This is a genomic window from Pseudoalteromonas sp. P1-7a (genome assembly GCF_001401855.1).
Taxonomy (GTDB): Bacteria; Pseudomonadota; Gammaproteobacteria; order Enterobacterales; family Alteromonadaceae; genus Pseudoalteromonas.
Genome location: NZ_LKDU01000012.1, coordinates 65,602 through 83,300, shown reverse-complemented (window position 1 = coordinate 83,300; position 17,699 = coordinate 65,602). Strand labels below are relative to the sequence as shown.

The 17,699-nt window shown below is 41.5% G+C and carries 21 protein-coding genes; 13 read left to right on the top strand and 8 right to left on the bottom strand.

Going from position 1 to position 17,699, the window contains the following annotated elements; all coding sequences use genetic code 11:
* Nucleotides 1-44 precede the first annotated feature (44 nt).
* Nucleotides 45-944: a LysR family transcriptional regulator gene (locus AN389_RS09860; protein ID WP_055017986.1), complete on the top strand. Its 900-nt coding sequence runs from the start codon at nt 45-47 to the stop codon at nt 942-944.
* On the opposite strand, the gene norR is transcribed toward AN389_RS09860, so the two are convergent.
* Nucleotides 937-2,493, bottom strand: a complete 1,557-nt coding sequence (norR, locus tag AN389_RS09855; RefSeq protein WP_055019718.1) for a nitric oxide reductase transcriptional regulator NorR — start codon at nt 2,491-2,493, stop codon at nt 937-939. The genes AN389_RS09860 and norR overlap by 8 nt on opposite strands.
* Before the next feature lie 159 nt (nt 2,494-2,652).
* Between norR and AN389_RS09850 the strand changes: the two genes are divergently transcribed.
* The 3 genes from AN389_RS09850 to hmpA are packed head-to-tail and all read left to right on the top strand — an operon-like array spanning nt 2,653 to nt 5,356.
* Complete coding sequence (locus tag AN389_RS09850) at nt 2,653-2,922, top strand: hypothetical protein (RefSeq protein WP_055019717.1); 270 nt, start codon at nt 2,653-2,655, stop codon at nt 2,920-2,922.
* Complete coding sequence (locus AN389_RS09845; protein WP_055019716.1) at nt 2,922-4,154, top strand: NnrS family protein; 1,233 nt, start codon at nt 2,922-2,924, stop codon at nt 4,152-4,154. Before AN389_RS09850 ends, AN389_RS09845 begins: the two co-directional genes overlap by 1 nt.
* Nucleotides 4,155-4,174: 20 nt before the next feature.
* Entirely contained in the window at nt 4,175-5,356 is a 1,182-nt protein-coding gene (hmpA, locus tag AN389_RS09840) for an NO-inducible flavohemoprotein (protein ID WP_055019715.1), read from the top strand.
* Between the two features lie 59 nt (nt 5,357-5,415).
* On the opposite strand, the gene AN389_RS09835 is transcribed toward hmpA, so the two are convergent.
* The 3 genes from AN389_RS09835 to AN389_RS09825 form a co-directional block, all read right to left on the bottom strand.
* Nucleotides 5,416-5,784, bottom strand: a complete 369-nt coding sequence (locus AN389_RS09835; RefSeq protein WP_055019714.1) for a hypothetical protein — start codon at nt 5,782-5,784, stop codon at nt 5,416-5,418.
* Nucleotides 5,784-7,403 (bottom strand): S41 family peptidase, encoded by a 1,620-nt coding sequence (locus AN389_RS09830; RefSeq protein WP_055019713.1) that lies wholly within the window; start codon nt 7,401-7,403, stop codon nt 5,784-5,786. Before AN389_RS09830 ends, AN389_RS09835 begins: the two co-directional genes overlap by 1 nt.
* A 110-nt stretch (nt 7,404-7,513) precedes the next feature.
* Nucleotides 7,514-8,173 carry an endonuclease gene (locus tag AN389_RS09825; RefSeq protein ID WP_055015475.1) on the bottom strand — a complete coding sequence of 220 codons (660 nt, stop codon included), beginning with the start codon at nt 8,171-8,173 and terminating at the stop codon, nt 7,514-7,516.
* A 126-nt stretch (nt 8,174-8,299) separates the two neighbouring features.
* Here AN389_RS09825 and AN389_RS09820 point away from each other — a divergent pair, with 126 nt between their 5' ends.
* On the top strand, nt 8,300-8,650 hold the full coding sequence (locus tag AN389_RS09820; protein WP_055015474.1) for a VOC family protein: 351 nt from the start codon (nt 8,300-8,302) through the stop codon (nt 8,648-8,650).
* On the opposite strand, the gene AN389_RS09815 is transcribed toward AN389_RS09820, so the two are convergent.
* Complete coding sequence (locus AN389_RS09815; protein ID WP_055019712.1) at nt 8,625-9,341, bottom strand: hypothetical protein; 717 nt, start codon at nt 9,339-9,341, stop codon at nt 8,625-8,627. The genes AN389_RS09820 and AN389_RS09815 overlap by 26 nt on opposite strands.
* A gap of 143 nt (nt 9,342-9,484) precedes the next feature.
* The gene (locus tag AN389_RS09810) at nt 9,485-9,736 is read right to left on the bottom strand and encodes a Rho termination factor N-terminal domain-containing protein (protein ID WP_055015472.1); all 252 of its coding nucleotides are present in this window, start codon (nt 9,734-9,736) and stop codon (nt 9,485-9,487) included.
* A gap of 231 nt (nt 9,737-9,967) precedes the next feature.
* On the opposite strand from AN389_RS09810, the gene AN389_RS09805 reads away from it, so the two are divergent.
* Nucleotides 9,968-10,348, top strand: a complete 381-nt coding sequence (locus AN389_RS09805; RefSeq protein ID WP_055015471.1) for a hypothetical protein — start codon at nt 9,968-9,970, stop codon at nt 10,346-10,348.
* Nucleotides 10,349-10,358: 10 nt separating this feature from the next.
* Here AN389_RS09805 and AN389_RS09800 read toward each other — a convergent pair whose 3' ends face one another.
* The gene (locus tag AN389_RS09800) at nt 10,359-10,799 is read right to left on the bottom strand and encodes a PaaI family thioesterase (RefSeq protein WP_055015470.1); all 441 of its coding nucleotides are present in this window, start codon (nt 10,797-10,799) and stop codon (nt 10,359-10,361) included.
* A 177-nt stretch (nt 10,800-10,976) separates the two neighbouring features.
* On the opposite strand from AN389_RS09800, the gene lexA reads away from it, so the two are divergent.
* The 5 genes from lexA (at nt 10,977) to AN389_RS09775 (ending at nt 16,242) form a co-directional block, all read left to right on the top strand.
* On the top strand, nt 10,977-11,594 hold the full coding sequence (gene lexA / locus AN389_RS09795) for a transcriptional repressor LexA (RefSeq protein ID WP_004588213.1): 618 nt from the start codon (nt 10,977-10,979) through the stop codon (nt 11,592-11,594).
* Between the two features lie 472 nt (nt 11,595-12,066).
* On the top strand, nt 12,067-13,209 hold the full coding sequence (gene coxB / locus AN389_RS09790; RefSeq protein ID WP_055015467.1) for a cytochrome c oxidase subunit II: 1,143 nt from the start codon (nt 12,067-12,069) through the stop codon (nt 13,207-13,209).
* Nucleotides 13,209-14,801: a cytochrome c oxidase subunit I gene (gene ctaD / locus AN389_RS09785; protein ID WP_055015466.1), complete on the top strand. Its 1,593-nt coding sequence runs from the start codon at nt 13,209-13,211 to the stop codon at nt 14,799-14,801. The genes coxB and ctaD overlap by 1 nt, the downstream gene beginning before the upstream one ends.
* The gene (locus AN389_RS09780; protein WP_055015465.1) at nt 14,801-15,331 is read left to right on the top strand and encodes a cytochrome c oxidase assembly protein; all 531 of its coding nucleotides are present in this window, start codon (nt 14,801-14,803) and stop codon (nt 15,329-15,331) included. Before ctaD ends, AN389_RS09780 begins: the two co-directional genes overlap by 1 nt.
* A 35-nt stretch (nt 15,332-15,366) precedes the next feature.
* Nucleotides 15,367-16,242, top strand: coding sequence for a cytochrome c oxidase subunit 3 (locus tag AN389_RS09775; protein WP_055019711.1), 876 nt, complete (start codon nt 15,367-15,369; stop codon nt 16,240-16,242).
* On the opposite strand, the gene AN389_RS20805 is transcribed toward AN389_RS09775, so the two are convergent.
* On the bottom strand, nt 16,142-16,453 hold the full coding sequence (locus tag AN389_RS20805) for a DUF2909 domain-containing protein (protein WP_082429327.1): 312 nt from the start codon (nt 16,451-16,453) through the stop codon (nt 16,142-16,144). The two genes, AN389_RS09775 and AN389_RS20805, sit on opposite strands and share 101 nt — an antisense overlap.
* Nucleotides 16,454-16,467: 14 nt before the next feature.
* Between AN389_RS20805 and AN389_RS09770 the strand changes: the two genes are divergently transcribed.
* Complete coding sequence (locus tag AN389_RS09770) at nt 16,468-17,208, top strand: SURF1 family protein (RefSeq protein WP_055019710.1); 741 nt, start codon at nt 16,468-16,470, stop codon at nt 17,206-17,208.
* The gene (locus AN389_RS09765; protein ID WP_055015462.1) at nt 17,198-17,692 is read left to right on the top strand and encodes a hypothetical protein; all 495 of its coding nucleotides are present in this window, start codon (nt 17,198-17,200) and stop codon (nt 17,690-17,692) included. The genes AN389_RS09770 and AN389_RS09765 overlap by 11 nt, the downstream gene beginning before the upstream one ends.
* Nucleotides 17,693-17,699 lie beyond the last annotated feature (7 nt).

The following is a 17,699-nucleotide window of genomic DNA, read 5'->3' as shown; positions in this document are numbered from 1 at the left end:
CAACACTTGTGTGCGTATATGCACATAAGTAGAAGGCGGGTAGCATGGCAATTAAATTTGATGATTGGCAAGACATAAAAGTTGCCTTTGAGGTAGCAAAGCTTGGTACGCTTACAGCTGCTGCAGAGGCATTAAATGTGCACCACAGTACAGTACTTAGGCGTATTAATAGCCTTGAAAAAAACTTAGATACGCGTTTATTTCATCGCCATGCTCGGGGTTATAAGGTAACTGAAATTGGCGCTAAATTATTTACTACAGCGCAAACTATAGATTCGTCACTTGAGCAATTACATAACGATATTGCCGCTGCCGACAGTACGTTACGCGGAGGTTTATTACTTACTACGGTAAGTGGGTTTATGGATGTGCTGGGCGATGTGTGCGAAAAGTTTCAGGCTTTACACCCTCAGGTGCAGCTTGAAGTTATTTTAGAACAAAAGCGGTTAAGGCTAGATCATGGCCAAGCACATATTGCAGTGCGCGCAGGGCCAAGGCCAGATGAGGGGGATTATATCGCTCAGCATTTAACTAAGCTTACATCGAGCCTTTACGCCAACAAACGCTATATAAACAAGTATGGTATGCCTAAAACATTAAATGACTTACAGCATCATAACTTTGTATCGGGTGTGGCGGGTTTTAATGCACGTGTTCCTTATTTTGAGTGGGCTGATAAGCACATTCCGGCGCAGCAAATAAAGCTACGGGTTTCAGAAACCTCCGAAGCAACACGGGCTATAATTAAAGGCTTAGGTATAGGCGGTTTACAGCATGGGGTAGCAGCCCAATATACTGATTTAGTACCTATTTTACATAGTGAACTGAGTTGGCAAACTGATGTATGGCTTGTAACACATCATTTAGTGCATCGCACTGCAAAAGTACAAGCATTTGCAAGCTTATTAAAAGCGCACTTTAATAAGCCTCAAACCCTTAAATAGTTTTTTTAACCTTAATACCTAAACGTTTAGCAAGGCGTACTAGGTTAGCTCTGTCGAGCTCAAGCATGCGTGCAGTGGCTGCCCAGTTATAATTATGCAGCTTTAGTTGTTCGGTTATAACTTTAAACTGTAAAGATTCAACGGCCTGCTTTAATGGCTGATTGAAGGCAGAGTTAACGGTGCTTTGCGTGCTAACTTGCTCTGTATGACTTAACTGTGGGGTTAAATCGCAGTGCTTGCTGGTAATTGTAACTATAGGGTTTTGCCATTGGCTTTGCTTAGCTTTTAATGCACTGCGGCTAATAACATGTTCAAGCTCGCGTACATTACCAGGCCAACTGTATTGGTGGAGCAATGCTTGCGCTTCAGTGCTTAGCTTTAATTGTTTAATACCTAATTTACGGGCTGTTTGCTCAATAAAATAACCCGCGAGTAGGGTTATGTCGTGCTCACGTTTATTAAGTGGTGGTACGGTAATAGGATAAACGCTTAGCCGGTGATATAAGTCGGCTCTAAAGCGGCCTTGTGCTACCTCATGCTTTAAATCACGATTAGTGGCAGCCACCACACGAACATCTACGTATTTTGGTGTGTCTTCACCAACGGTTTGAATTTCACCACTTTGCAGTACGCGTAGTAATTTACTTTGCATAGCCAATGGCAGCTCGCCAATTTCGTCTAAAAATAATGTGCCGCCATCAGCTAGCTGAAACTTACCTTGGCGGGCATTTTGTGCGCCAGTAAATGAGCCTTTGGCGTGGCCAAAAAACTCACTCTCTGCAAGATTTTCGGGAAGTGATGCACAATTTAAATGAATGAGTGGCTGATTTTTACGGGCAGAATTTAAGTGAATATTACGCGCTACTAGCTCTTTTCCTACGCCCGTTTCTCCTAACACCAGCACACTAAAGTTAGAGGCCGCAACCAGTTTTATTTCGTTTTTAAGCGTTTGCATTACTGGGCTTTGGCCAATTATTTCACCGCCATCGCGAGTAAGCGCATCACGCGTTAACTCTTGCACAAGTGCACTTGAATGCTGCGCATGGTGTTTGTAATGGGCAAGCTCTAGAGCCGTTTTAAAATGTGCACTACACAGCGTTTGTAAGGTGCTTAGCGTATCTGTGCTGATACTGCTAAAGGCATTTGCGTTAAGGCTATCAAACGTGAGTACGCCAAGTAGAGTATTTTTATCATAAAGGGGTAAGCCTAAACAGGCATGCACAGGTACATCGCCCGTTTTAGCCAGCAGTAAGCCGTCGTATGGGTCGGGCAGTGGGCAGTCGTGTGCAAACTGTAATGCGTGGCTTGCACTGCAAATAGCCTTAAGGCGAGGGTGCTCTGCTATTTTAAAGCGTCTGCCAAGGCTGTCGGGCATCAGACCTTTAATAGCTAAGGGCTTAAGTTGCTCGCCCTGCATGACAAGTAATGCACTGGCATCGCTAGGTATTACACGCTCAACCGTTGCCAATAATTGATTAAAGCTGTGCTCGTGCAGAGTGCTTTGGGCAAGCTCTAAAGCTACTTGGGTAAGGTTGAACTGTTGGTTCATGTCAAAATGACCTATTTGTGTTTTTATGAATTAAATTGGAGTGTGTCATAAAGACTCAAATTGTAAAGTGTTTTTATTTAAAGTACTGAATAGTATGGCTTTATTTTGTTGGCACAGTATGTGTAATAGCTAAGTAACGTTAATAGTTACGGGGTCGTTATGAACACACTTCCAATAAATAATGTAAGCAACAATATTGAGTTAGGCTCATTTTTTGAATCGCTTTTATTTACTGCTAATGCCGTATTAGGGCTTAGCGCTGTTTGTATGGTTGTGAGCATTTTAATTAGCTACCCATATGCAGAGTACTTTTCGATGCAGGTACAAATATCAGCGCATGTTGGCACTATTGTAGTGGCAGCTATTTTAAAAGTTAGTTATGTACTGCGTTGTGTTGCCCAGCATGGTTTAGGGCAGGAAGTACGCTAATGCGCCCACTAAACTTAACAGAGCCAGTGCCGGCGCGCATAGCTATTTATCAAGTTACTAAATGGCCGTTATGGATGCTTGCATTTAGACCTTACTTTTTAGCAGGCGGTTTGCTGGCATTTTTATCAATAGGTTATTGGTTACTTATTTTAACAGGCCATGCTAATTGGCATTTAACAATACCAGCCACACTTTGGCACGCGCACGAAATGCTATTTGGCTTTGCTGGCGTAGTAGCTGTAGGCTTTTTACTTACGGCGGCACAAACGTGGACGGGCGTTGAAAGCATAAGTGGTAAAGCACTTATGCTACTTACTTTAATATGGGTAAGTGCGCGTTTAGCGTTTTTTATAGAGATGCCAAATTTTGCTAACGCTAATTTATGGCTTGTCATTTTGCTACAGCTAGCATGGTGGGTAGGTGCAATTACGGCACTGGCTAATATGCTATTTACAGCACGCAGTAAAAATAACTATCAGTTTTTAGCTATTTTAAGCGTGTTGTGCGTCCTCAATACACTTTATTTACTCCTTGTTTTAAATAACAACATGCAGCTTGCATTGGCTGTGGTTGACACCGCTGTACTCGTTATTAGCTTATTGGTCGGCATTGTTGCAGGAAGGGTGCTTCCCTTTTTTACTGCTAAAGGTTTATTGCTTAGCGAGCAAACACGCACTCCTAAAATTGATAAAGCACTGCTGTATTTATCAATACTGGCAATTACTTTGTTTTTTATCAGCAAGTTATTTTTAAGCTCAATTAGTCCTGCATTAATTGTTGCAATAGTTGCTGCGCTTCACTTAATTCGAGCAAAGCTTTGGTGGAATGCAAAAGTGCTAAAAGTCCCTTTATTATGGTCTTTGCATTTTTCTTATTTTGCGTTAGGTGTTGGCTTAATGATGATTGCATTTAGCTTTTACACAAACGTAATACCCTTCAAAGATGCGCTCCACTTTATCACTATTGGCACAATAGGGATGATGATTTTAGCCATGATGACCCGTGTATCGCTTGGTCATACAGGGCGGACGCTTAATACTCCTAAATATATATCTGTTGCTTTTTTGCTAGTGCTGGTAGCAGCGATTACGCGCTCAATACTCCCCTTAATTATTGGGCCACACTTTGCTTGGCAAATAAGTGCCTTGTTGTGGTTAGTGGCTTTTTTATTATTTTTAATTTACTGCACACCTATATTAACGCGGCGTCGTGTTGATGGGCGTCGTGGTTAGCTTACCTATAGGACTATTTTATGTTATCTGATAAAACCATTGAAATTGTTAAAAGCACTGTTCCGCTGTTAGCACAGGCTGGTACCGTTGTGACCGATCATTTTTATAAGCGACTATTTAGCCATAACCCAGAGCTTAAAAATATTTTTAATATGGTGAATCAAGACACCGGCCGCCAGCAATTTGCTTTGTTTAACGCCTTAGCGGCATACGCCCAAAATATTGATAATTTAGCGGTGTTAAAAGAGGCATTAGCGCGCATTAACCATAAACACACCAGTTTAAATATTTTACCAGAGCACTATCCCATTGTTGGTGCTCATTTAATTGGCACCTTAAAAGAGCTAATACCAGAGCAGTTTACGCCAGATGTAGAATACGCATGGCGTGAAGCTTACGCACTGCTTGCTGATATTTGTATTACCGAAGAAGCGGCTTTGTATGAACATAGTAAAAACACACTCGGTGGCTGGGCGGGTACTCGCCAATTTGAAATAACCAATAAGCAGATTGAATCTGAGCTAGTAACAAGTTTTACACTCACACCTGTAGATGGCAAAGCGGTTATTGCCCATAAACCTGGCCAATATTTAGGGATTAAAGTTAAGCCAGAGGGCGCTGAATATGCAGAAATTCGCCAGTATTCTATTTCGCAAAAAAGTAACGGTAAAAACTACCGTATTAGTGTTAAAAAAGAGCTACAGCCAAAGCCTGGTGTGGTGTCTAATTATTTACACTCACTATCACAAGGTGACATAGTTGAATTATACCCGCCAGCAGGAGACTTCTTTTTACGAAATAGTAAAAACCCAGCGGTACTTATTTCAGCAGGTGTTGGGCAAACGCCAATGCTTGCGATGCTCGAAACGTTATTAAGCGATAACCCTAAGCAAAATATTATGTATTTACATGCATGCGAAAATACCCAGCAGCACGCGTTTGCACACTATTTAAATGAATTAAGTACGGTTTATAACTGTTTACAAGCTGTGACATGGCTTAATCAAGGCAGTGATGGGGCTGATTTTACAGGGTTGATGGACTTAACGGACATACAAACACAGCTACCCCTTACAAATGGTGATTTTTACTTATGTGGCCCCGCTGGGTTTATGGCGTTTGTGAAAAGCCAGTTACTGGCGCTAGGTGTTAAAAACGAGCATATTCATTACGAAGTTTTTGGCCCGCATCAAGACTTATAAACCAAGGGAAAAATGACAAAGGCACACAGATTAATGTTGTGTGCCTTTTTAATAGTATTTTATTGTGCTTTACAACTTACGTTTTTAAGCTCAATAGCCATATCTTTTTTAGGGTAATAAAGCACGCACTGCTCGGCAATTATTTGTAAAACTAACTTTTCTGACTTGATATTATGCGCGCCCATTATGGGCATACCATTTGAGTCTTTACTATTTCCATGGCTTAGTAACAGCTCGCTGCGTTTAGTAAAAACGGTGTCGGCAAGTGTAACTAGTGTGCCACCTTTCGCTTTTATAATCGCTTGCTGTAGCGTGGCTATAACGCCTGGGTTTACCTCGGTAAGTAGTGCAGGCTTGGCAGTGGCAGTATTCATACTGTTACAGCCTCCAATAAATAATAAGGTTAATATTGCCAGTAGTTTAGCCATTACTTATCCTTATTTAACGTAGGCCATGTGAAATCCATATTGCCACGGTTAAAGTCGTTAGGTGCGTTTAGAGGTAATAGTTGCTTGCTATCGCCAGCCGCGCTTTGAATTTGCGTTTTGATACTCGCAGAGGCGGTGCTAACAGGGCACGTCCCGTTATTATCTATATGGTAAAGCGCAGTAGAGAGTATCCCTTCGTTTGGATCGCCTAATTGATTGTCGAAGTCATCACTCACTACACAACCTTTCACATCCGCATCAAACTGCGGTGTTGGCGTAGGCGTAAACCCTGCTGCATATTCACCAAACCCTTTACTGTTGATACCGCTAAATTGAATGGTGTAATACGTGGTGCCACAGTTATGTGTTGGAGTAAAACCATATGGTTTACCGCAGGTCGTGTCGCCAATGAGTATTACCTCGGCGTCAATGCCTTTTAGACCATTAATAAAGGCTTCTGATGCTGAACAGGTGCCTGATGTGCTAAGCACATACACTTTAGATAAGTTTAAGTCGGGTAGGTTATCACCGGTGCTAAAAAAGGTTGAGTAATCAATTTCTTCATCTATAAACGGAAAAGGCGACTCTACAGGTTGCTTGTCGTTTCGCTGAGTTTGGTAATAAATACGGTTTTGGATATTAGCACTGCCGGCTACCATGTAGGCAAGCTGCGAAGAAAGCGCTAATAAACCGCCCCCGTTGTATCTAAAATCAATAACAAGTTCTTCTACGTTATCGGTTTTAAATTTATTAACCGCCGCAATTAAGCCTTCTTGAGCAATACTTATATGACTATTAAACTGCATGTATCCTACGCTAGTGCCATTTTCGGTGGTAATGGTTTTTACGTTTTGTACAGGCGTTTGTTCTATGTTGCCAGCCGTTACGTTAAAGGTTTTTTCAGCGCCATCGTTACTGCGCACAACGATGGTGTGCGAGTCGCCATTAGTGGGGCTAAATAAGCCTTCGTTTAGGGTATCTACGCCTGCTTGTGTGCTAGTATTAATGCTTACGCCATCAACTTCGAGCACCGTATCGCCACGTTGAAAACCAATTTGGCTTGCTGGTGAGTCATCTTCTAGGTAGGCAACACGCAAAATTCTATCAGCTGGGTCGCCTATAAATGCCCAGTTTATGCCATAGCCTGAGGTTACACCTGATTGTGCTTCTTGAAAGTAGTCCTCGGAGGGTTCTGAAAAATGAAAGTTATCTTTTTTATCACCTGAGTCGGTTAGTTCTTCGGTTTTTAGTTGGGCAAAATAACTGGCCACTGTAGCAAAGTTTTCAGGGTCGTTATCGGCTATTTCATCATACCAAAGGTAGGTTTCATTGCTCCACGAGCGAAGCCAAAGCTTTTCGTAAAGTGCTGAACCAGCTTGGTCTGGGTAAGGCTCATTATTATTAAACGGATCGTTACCTGTGCGTGGGTTTTCGCAAAAGTTTTTTAACTCATCCGATGGCTCAAATACACCTGCCGTCCATGTGGGGGCTGTGCTTGCAGGAGGTGTGATGATTGGAGCGGGCGTTTCATTCATGCTGCTACCACCGCCACAGCCAGCAAGTGTTAGGCTTGAGAGTGCAGCAATAATAGCGAGTGATGCTTTGTTATTTTTAAACATACAGAACTACTTTTTGTAAATAAGTTGTTTAAAATACTACAACAACCGCTCATTTATTCAACGTATTAGACCCTAAATTATGTAAATGAGTGTATAACATTTCGCTTGTGTTAAAGCTTGCTTGCGCTGCTTTTATCTGCAAATGCTTGTTTTTTCCATGCATCAAATAGCTTTTGTTGTTTGGCTGATATTTTTAAGCCATATGTTTTTTGCATATAAGCGTAGGTGTCGGCAATGCGTTTGCGGGCATAAAATGGCGGCTCTACTACGCGTTGTTTAAAGTTAACCTTTACCTGGCAGCGGCCATATTGAGTGGCGCTTTCGCTCAGCATTCCAAAGCGATAGTTAGAGCGATCGGCGTTAATTTCGCCAATTGCGGGGGCTAAATTGTTTATGTCGGCTTCCATTTTTCTAAATTTGGCACTGACTTTTCGACAGTTTTTACGTCCGCCGTTTTGCCAGCATTGTAGCTGGTGGCCAAATTCCCATGCGGGCACTATGTGCTCCCATTCAATACGTAAAGCGCGCTGGTTTACTTTGCCTGAGCGGGTAAATGTATTACGAGGCACATAACCACAACCCGTTGGATCTGGCACTAGTTTTTTACCTTGTTTTTTGATGTCGCAGCCGCAGTAGAGGCTTTTGGCGTTATTAGGTAGGGTTTTAATTAAGTGCCTTTTAGCCGTTGAAAAACGGGTAAATTCTTCACTCGATGCCGAAAAACAAATACAACAAGCCACAAAGGCTAAAATAAATTTAAGCATATCCATCACATACGTGAACTACAGGAGGCGCTAGTTTAAAGTTTTGCTGCTATAAGATAAAGCGTGAACAAATTTTAATCTGCAATGTTTAGTTCACTCTATACTGATATAAAAAATAGCGAGGAGATGACCATGCTAGGTGCTTTTTCAATAAGCTTAACGGTTAAAGATATTGGAGCCTCTAAAGCGTTTTACGAAAAACTGGGTTTTAGTGAGTTTGCAGGTGAGATAGAACAAAATTGGCTAGTGATGAAAAATGGTGAGCATTTAATTGGCTTGTTCTCGGGTATGTTTGATAAAAACATGCTGACCTTCAACCCAGGTTGGGATCAGCATGCACAAACCGTTACAAACTTTAAAGATGTTGATGCGCTTAGTGAGTATTTTCAAAGCGCTAATATAAGCGTTGAGTCTGTGGGTGATAAAAGTTTTATTATTACCGACCCAGACGGAAACCCTATTTTGATTGACCAACACGTGTAAGTTTTTTTAGCCTAACGTTCTGCATTAATAAAATGATACCGCACAAACAAAATAGCACGCTGGTGGCTGCAAAGCTGATAAGTAACGGGTTGTTAAAATCTTCTCGCTCGCCGTAATCCATTATATGCAGCATCCAAAAAAAGTCGAAGATGCGCCATAGCGTGCTGCGAATGGTAATAACTTTGCCGTTAACTGCATTTAAATACAGCGTAGTATTAAAGGTGTCGTTAAATTGTACTTGCCACACATTTGTTTTATATCCGACCTCTCGTGTACCTTGTTTTAAAAGTGTGGTGCTAATTGGCTTAGCGTCAATGAGCAAATGAGCCTGCGCATTAGCGGTGATTTGTATTTTAGTGGGTGGCTTAAAAGGGCGGCCCGTTAAGCCATTAAAGCTTTGCTGCTCGGTGCTGTTAATAACAGTAATAAGCGGGGTAGTTAAAAAGTGCTCAAATATTATTTGAGTGGGGTTAGCCACTTGTGACGTAATATTATCGAGTGATGTGGGGTAGTCTGCTTGTGTAAATGGGTTTGTAAGTGTGCGTTTTGCAAGGTGCTTACCATGTACGTATTCAAGTGGTATTGCGCTCATTACTAAGCCACCTAAAAGCCAAGCTAAAATTTGTAAGGCAAGTAAATAGCCTAGCCACTTATGTAGTTTTCGTGCGCGCTTAAATAGTTGCTTTCTCATTTTGTGCTTCTTATTATTTTTAGCGTTAGTGTATTACAGCAGCCCATGCTTTTACTGCGGCATTTTGTCGCAGTTATTCATAAGCTTACTCTAACTTTATAAAAATAATAAAAAGGAGCGATAAAAAATCAGTGAGGCTGCGTTTAATGATCACGCAGGGCATTTATGAGCTCTTGTTTGCTCATTTTTGAGCGGCCACTAATGCCTACCTCTTTTGCTTTATCGTATAACTGTTTTTTAGTGCGCTTCTCATACTTTGAGGCTTTGCCGCCTTTAACTGCGGTTTTATGAGTATTACTATTAGCAATTCGCGCGGCTTTTTGTTTGCTCATGCCTTCATCGCGAAGCGCATCGTACTGTTCATCATTTTTAATTTGCGGGCCATGATCTACCATTATTGTTCTCCTACAGCTTTTAATTACACAGTGTGTGTATAACTTTCATACATAAACGCTAAATTTGTGCTTAACTAGCCTAACCCGTTTAATAAGGCAAATTAGGTGCCAATGGCGTTTAAACAGGTTTTTTCTATTAATAAAGCCATGTTTACCGCTTAGTTGATTTGGTATAAAAGTAAAACTGCGTTAAAGTTTGCGATGAAACTATAAGAGGGTAAAAAGCAGACAATGTCGGAAATTCAATTTTTAAATGTAGATCTAGAGCTTGAGTCTAAACAAGATATTAGCGCCCTAGTGGCAGACTTAAAGAAAAACGCGATGGTTTTACATTATGACAAAGACGAATATCGTCAATTGGCGCGTATTGAAGCCGCGGGTGACATAACCACGCCTGACAAAGCAATTAACCACTTATGTGAATTAATCGAGTCGTGTTCACGTAATGCGCTCAAACAATGGTTGAGCTGTTCGCGCAGAACCTTTGATATTGGCTTTGAATCGGGCACGTCACCTAAGTGTTTTAACCAAGCTCTACATGCAGATACACTGCTACGTATATCTGCAATTGGCGCGGGTATGGAAATAACAATTTACCCTATCGAAAAGTAGCCATAGTTAATTATTTGCGCTCGACAACCGCTGCGGTCATTTTTGATACGCAGCAAAGTTCGCCGCGGCTATTAGTTATTTTTATTTCCCATACAGAACTGCGCTTACCAATATGAAATGCACGAGTAACAGCGGTTAAAGTGCCATTTCGAGAGGCCTTTAAATGGCTGGCGCTAATTTCCTGGCCAACACAATAAAATTTTGTAAAGTCCACTACAAAGTTAGCGGCGTAGCTTGCTACGGTTTCGGCAAGTACCACATTTGCGCCACCATGTACCATACCAATAGGGTTATGATGCTCAGGAATAGCGGGCATGGTAGCTACTAGGTAATCATCGCCTATTTCGGTTATTTCTATACCCATGGTTTTCATTAGCGTGCCTTGGCCGTTTATTCCCTCATCTAACTGTTTGCAAAGCGCTAATGTGATGGGTTGATGCCAAATACTCATAATTACTCCTTTATGTTGAAAGCAAATTTATAGCATTTTAAATACTGAACGTCTGTAATTACCTAAAATATATCCAAGTGCGGTGTGTTTAGCTATTTTAAAGCGCAATTTAAATTTGCGATTTTTATTTAACTGTATATACTCACAGTTAAATGTACTGTATGGAAAACCAGTTGTATGCGACCATTAACTAAACGCCAAGCTCAAATACTCGAACTAATAAAAGTTTTTATTAAAGACACTGGTATGCCTCCTACACGTGCCGAAATTGCGCAAACACTAGGTTTTAAAAGTGCCAATGCCGCAGAAGAGCACTTAAAAGCGCTTGCCAAAAAAGGTGTTATTAAAATGAAGCCAGGCGCAAGCCGTGGTATTCAATTGGTTGAAGAAGAAGAGCCAGAGCAACTAGGGCTACCATTAATAGGTCGAGTTGCAGCGGGTTCGCCTATTTTGGCGCAAGAACATGTTGAGAGTCACTGCAAAATAGACCCACTTATGTTTAAACCTGCCGCTGACTTTTTACTGCGTGTTAACGGTATGAGTATGAAAGATATAGGCATTATGGACGGCGACTTACTTGCTGTACACCGTACTCAAACAGCTGAAAATGGCCAAGTTGTGGTTGCGCGGGTAGATGAAGACGTAACCGTAAAGCGCCTCGAAAAAGCAGGCCGAAAAGTATTATTACACGCCGAAAACGAAGAGTTTACGCCTATAGAGGTAGACCTTGAAAACGAATCTTTTAATATTGAAGGTTTAGCTGTTGGCGTAATAAGAAATGCCGACTGGATGTAATCTTTAATTATTTTTAAGTAACTTTTTATAAATGCGCACTTTTAAGTGTGCATTTTTGTTTTAAAAAAGACCTTCCGCTACCTCAAAGCGCCCTAAAATTATTTAGCCTGTAAACTTTTTTGCACTCGCATTTAACTCCTCTTTTATATGATGCACCCTCTAGTTTTACTCGCTATTTAGCAACTAACTTGTGTTTAAGCTGGCGTAATTAAAGCTTATTTTAAAATACAACTTGTTTGTTTTTTATACTGAAACTTGCTTGTTGTACGTTTTTTAGCTAATCATTAATGTGCTGGGCTAACAATAACTCATAGCTTTTTGGTTTTGAGAACACACAAATACATATTCTTTGTCGGCGCAGCTATACCAATCAAAACAAATTAGGTTGGTTAAATAATAAAAATAACGAATTGGCGTTTAAGCCGTATGCCTCTTCGCTTTGCATTCGCAATAGCATCAAAGGAGCCGTCACATGGGTAAACTGACCTCTGCCTTGTGGCTTGTATTGATTATGTTCCCGCAGCAAGTGCTGGCTAATAGCCAATACAATATGCGCAAGGGCGTAACCGATATAAGTAATAATGTATATCAGCTACACATGACAATATTTTTAATATGTTGTGTGATTGGGGTGATAGTGTTCGCAATTATGTTTTGGGCACTAATTCATCACCGTAAATCTAAAGGGGCAGTTCCTGCCCAATTTCATGAAAGTACCAAAGTAGAAATTCTTTGGACTGCCATTCCGTTTGTTATTTTAATTGCCATGGCAATCCCTGCCACTAAAACCTTGATTGCAATGGAAGATGCCAGTAAGGCCGACTTAACCATTAAGATCACTGGGTCACAGTGGAAGTGGCATTATGAATATATGGGCGAAGACGTGGAGTTTTATTCTATTTTGTCTACCCCTCAAGACGAAATAGCCAACCTTGCTAATAAAAACCCCAATTACTTACTTGAGGTTGATAAACCTTTAGTACTGCCAATTAATCAAAAGGTGCGTTTTTTAATGACCTCTGATGATGTTATTCACTCTTGGTGGGTACCTGATTTTGCCGTTAAAAAAGATGCCAACCCAGGGTTTATTAATGAAACGTGGACCAACATCAACGAAGAGGGTATTTACCGTGGCCAATGCGCCGAACTATGCGGTAAAGATCATGGTTTTATGCCCGTGGTAGTTGAAGCTAAGTCGCAAGAGGATTTTAACGCGTGGCTTGCAGATGCTAAGCAAGCTAAGCAGAAAGCGGCATTAGCCGATGCAGCCCTACTTGAGAAAACGATTCCTAAAGAAGAGTTAATGACGCTAGGCGAGCAAGTGTATATGGCAAGTTGCGCTGCGTGTCATCAGCCAACAGGTATGGGGTTACCGGGTGTGTTTCCAGCGCTTAAAGGTAGCCCCATTGTGCTTGGTGATATAAAAGATCATATAGATATTGTAATTCATGGCCGTCCTGGCACTGCAATGCAGGCATTTGCAAAGCAGTTATCTATAAAGCAACTTGCGGCAGTAATTACCTTCAAACGCAATGCGTGGGGTAACGATACGGGTGATGTTATCCAACCTAGTGAAATTCAGGCAGCACTTGATGCTGATGGGGAGGCGAACTAATGAGTAGCATAGTAGAACAACCACACGCCAATAACGCTCACCACGGCCACCATCCAGCCAAAGGTTTTAAACGCTGGTTATATACAACAAACCATAAAGATATTGGCAGCATGTACTTAATTTTTTCGCTGACGATGTTTTTAATTGGTGGTGCAATGGCTATGGTTATTCGGGCTGAGTTATTTCAGCCAGGATTACAATTGGTAGATCCTCACTTTTTTAACCAAATGACCACAGTACACGGCTTAATTATGGTGTTTGGTGCTGTAATGCCAGCCTTTACGGGGCTTGCTAACTGGATGGTACCGCTCATGATTGGTGCGCCAGACATGGCACTGCCCAGAATGAACAATTGGAGCTTTTGGATTTTACCCTTCGCTTTTTTAATTTTATTGGCATCGTTATTAATGCCTGGAGGCGGCCCCGCATTTGGCTGGACGTTCTATGCGCCGCTTTCTACAACGTACAGTAACGATAACACCGCAATGTTTGTGTTTGCAGTGCACATTATGGGGATTAGCTCAATTATGGGCGCAATAAACGTGATTGTGACCATTGTTAACTTACGTGCCCCAGGCATGACATGGATGAAACTACCATTATTTGTTTGGACATGGCTAATAACCGCATTTTTATTAATTGCTGTTATGCCTGTATTGGCCGGAGCGGTCACTATGGTGCTGACCGATAAATACTTTGGAACCAGCTTTTTTGATGCAGCAGGTGGCGGCGATCCGGTGATGTTTCAGCACATATTTTGGTTTTTTGGCCATCCCGAAGTGTACATCATGATTTTACCCGCCTTTGGTATTATTTCGACCATCGTGCCTACGTTCTCTCGTAAAAAACTATTTGGTTATGCCTCCATGGTATACGCCACTTCTTCTATCGCATTACTGAGCTTTATAGTGTGGGCGCATCATATGTTTACGACCGGTATGCCCGTTGCTGGCGAGCTATTTTTCATGTACGCGACCATGCTTATATCGGTACCTACAGGGGTAAAAGTTTTTAACTGGGTGGCCACTATGTGGCGAGGTTCAATAAGTTTTGAAGTACCCATGTTATTTAGTATTGCATTTATTGTGCTATTTACCTTAGGGGGCTTTTCGGGGTTGATGTTGGCTATAACACCAGCTGATTTTCAGTATCACGATACTTACTTTGTGGTGGCGCACTTTCATTACGTGTTAGTTACGGGGGCAATATTTTCTATTATGGCAGGGGCTTATTATTGGCTGCCTAAATGGACGGGCAATATGTACAACATTGCCTTGGCTAAGTGGCATTTTTGGTTATCGCTGGTAAGCGTTAATGTGCTGTTTTTCCCTATGCATTTTGTTGGGCTGGCAGGTATGCCTCGCCGCATTCCCGATTACGCTCTGCAGTTTGCTGACTTTAACGCAATTATTAGTGTAGGTGGGTTTGCCTTTGGTTTATCGCAGTTACTCTTTGTGGCTGTGGTAATTAAATGTGCCCGAGGGGGCGATAAAGTCCCTGCAAAAGTATGGGATGGTGCTGAAGGTTTAGAGTGGGAAGTAGACTCTCCTGCGCCGTATCATACTTTTTCTACACCGCCGGAAATTAAATAATGACACATGCACCGCTATTAAAGCGCCTAATTCTTATTTGTATAGGTATGTTTGCTTTTGCATTTGCCTTAGTGCCCTTATATGACGTGTTTTGCGACATAACCGGGCTTAATGGCAAGCCGTCGCTTGAGCAAGCTAAGCAAAGTACACAAATCACTGAAAACCGAGAAATAGGTGTGAGCTTTACAACCCATGCGCAAAGTGGTGCGCCCTTTATTGTTAAATCAAAAGAATACAGTGTTGATGTGAAACCGGGTGCTATGCGTGAGGTAATGTTTAGCGCAAAAAACACCAGTGATATCGATAAAGTAATGCAAGCGGTGCCTTCTGTGTCGCCTGGAAAGGCGGCTAAGTACTTACATAAAATAGCGTGCTTTTGCTTTGATCAACAACCCCTAAAAGCGGGTGAAGAACTTGAGTTTAAGCTGCTTTTTTATGTTGATACCGCATTGCCGAGCGATGTAGAAGAGCTAACTTTATCGTACACCGTATTTGATATTAGTGAGCAGCTAGTAGCAAGTAATAACTAGCCTGCATGTCTAGTGTAAAACTAGGAGCAAGTAACATGAATCAAGATTATGAAAACTACTACGTACCCGAGCAAAGCCCTTGGCCCATAGTGGGCGCGGTGGCGTTATTTTTTATTGCAGTGGGTGCGGCGTTAACAGTTATGAATTTAGAAAGTGAAGGGGGCAGCGGTGTGTACCTGCTATATGCAGGCACTGCAGTGCTGCTGTATATGATTTTTAGTTGGTTTAAAAATGTAATTAGCGAGTCTGATCAGGGCTTGTATTCAGCGCAAATGGACCGCTCATTTCGACAAGGAATGAGCTGGTTTATATTCTCTGAAGTTATGTTTTTTATGGCCTTTTTTGGCGCATTATTTTACGCCCGCATACTGTCGGTGCCTTGGCTTGGCGGCGCTGGGAATAATGCGATGACCAACGAAGTGCTTTGGCCTACCTTTGAGGCCGTATGGCCACTACTAACCACACCAGCAGGTGAAACCACGCAAGCTATGGGGTGGCAAGGCTTACCCCTTATTAATACGCTTATTTTATTAGCGTCTTCGGTTACTTTGCATTTTGCTCACGTAGCCATTGAGAACAATAAACGTAAACCGCTAAAAGTGATGTTGGGGGCAACCATTTTATTGGGTGTGTGCTTTTTAGCATTGCAGGTGGAAGAATATATTTATGCCTACAACGAATTAAACTTAACACTAGATGCAGGCATTTACGGGAACACATTCTTTTTGCTGACAGGTTTTCATGGCATGCATGTGACCCTTGGCGCCATTATTTTGTTTGTTGTATTTGTGCGTATTTTAAAAGGCCATTTTACGAAAGATAAACATTTTGCGTTTCAAGCAGCGGCTTGGTATTGGCATTTTGTTGATGTGGTGTGGCTGTGTTTATTTGTTTTTGTGTATGTGTTGTAACGGTCAGTGGTGAGTGGTTAGCCTTTATAAAACCAAGTTTTACAGCGGCTATCACCATCACCAAAACCACCACAGAGAACAGTACGCGACGGCCTAAAAAATGCGACATAGGCCGATTGCCAGATTTATCGGTCACCATAATAAATAGCGCTCTAAACAAGTTGAAAAGTATAAATAGTAACAGCAGCACAATAATAATTTTAATAATCACTGGGTTGACCCTTTATGCAGTTAATTTTAAGGCGTAAACAAAAGCTTAGCTCATTTATCGCACTTTGCGTTGTGGTAGCTGTGGTGCTGGTATGTGTACGTTTAGGGTACTGGCAATTAGCAAGGGCTGAGCAAAAGCAGCAACAGTTAACAGCTATAGCTAACATGCAAACCCAAGGCGTAATGAGCTGGCAGCAATTACAGGCCATGCCTTCAAAGTGGAATAAAACAGGTGTAGAGGTTGAGCTTGTCGGAAAAATAATAAATCAGCAATACTGGCTTTTAGATAACCAAGTTTACCAAGGGCAAGTGGGTTACGATTTATTGGTTTTATTTAAGCCAAGCCAAGCAAGTGGCGCTTTACTCGTTAATTTAGGGTGGGTAAAAGCGCCTATTTCACGCAGCGAATTACCGAACATCCAACTTCCTAAAAGTACTCTTATGTTTAAAGCGCAAATAAAAGAGCAAAACTTAGCGAGCTTTAACTTACAAACCAATTCGACAAAACAAGACTTTCAAAAACGAATTCAATCAATAGATTTACAAAAGCTAAGTAAGCAAAGTAATCAATCGTTATTTAACTTTATGGCTTATCGTCAAGGTACTGGAGATGCGCTAGCAATACCGCATTATACAGCGGTGGTGATGAGTCCGCAAAAGCACCAAGCGTATGCAGTGCAATGGTTTTTAATAGCCTTAGCTTGTGTGGTGGTGGCCATTTTTGCCAGTAAAAAGAGGACTAACAATGAAGAATAATCCCTTAGTTTTATTTGTTGTATGTTGCGCTGTACCACTCGTACTCGCATACGGTGCGCTAAAACTAGACTGGTTGCCAAGCGCTATTACCAATAATGGCGATTTTTTACAGCACGAAGTAAAGCTTGAAAACTGGCAGCAACATAACCCTAAGCAATGGACAATTGCACTTAATTACTCCAATAAATGTAGTGCATCGTGTAATGAGCAGCTCAATGCGCTTGATAACTTATATATCGCCTTAGGAAAAAACCAAGGCAAGGTTGATATGGCTGTAATGGGGGCGCCTAATGTTAAGAACATGCCTTGGAAAACCTTTAACGCGCAACAAAATTTACAGCCCGCTAGCTTATATTTAATTGATCATAGGGGGTTAGTGGTGCTTGAGTATCCGTTTAAAGAGCAGCCTCAAGAAAACCGCTTAGTACAAAAAGGGTTATTAAAAGATTTAAAAAAACTACTTAATTATTCTCGTTCAAGCTAACTAATAG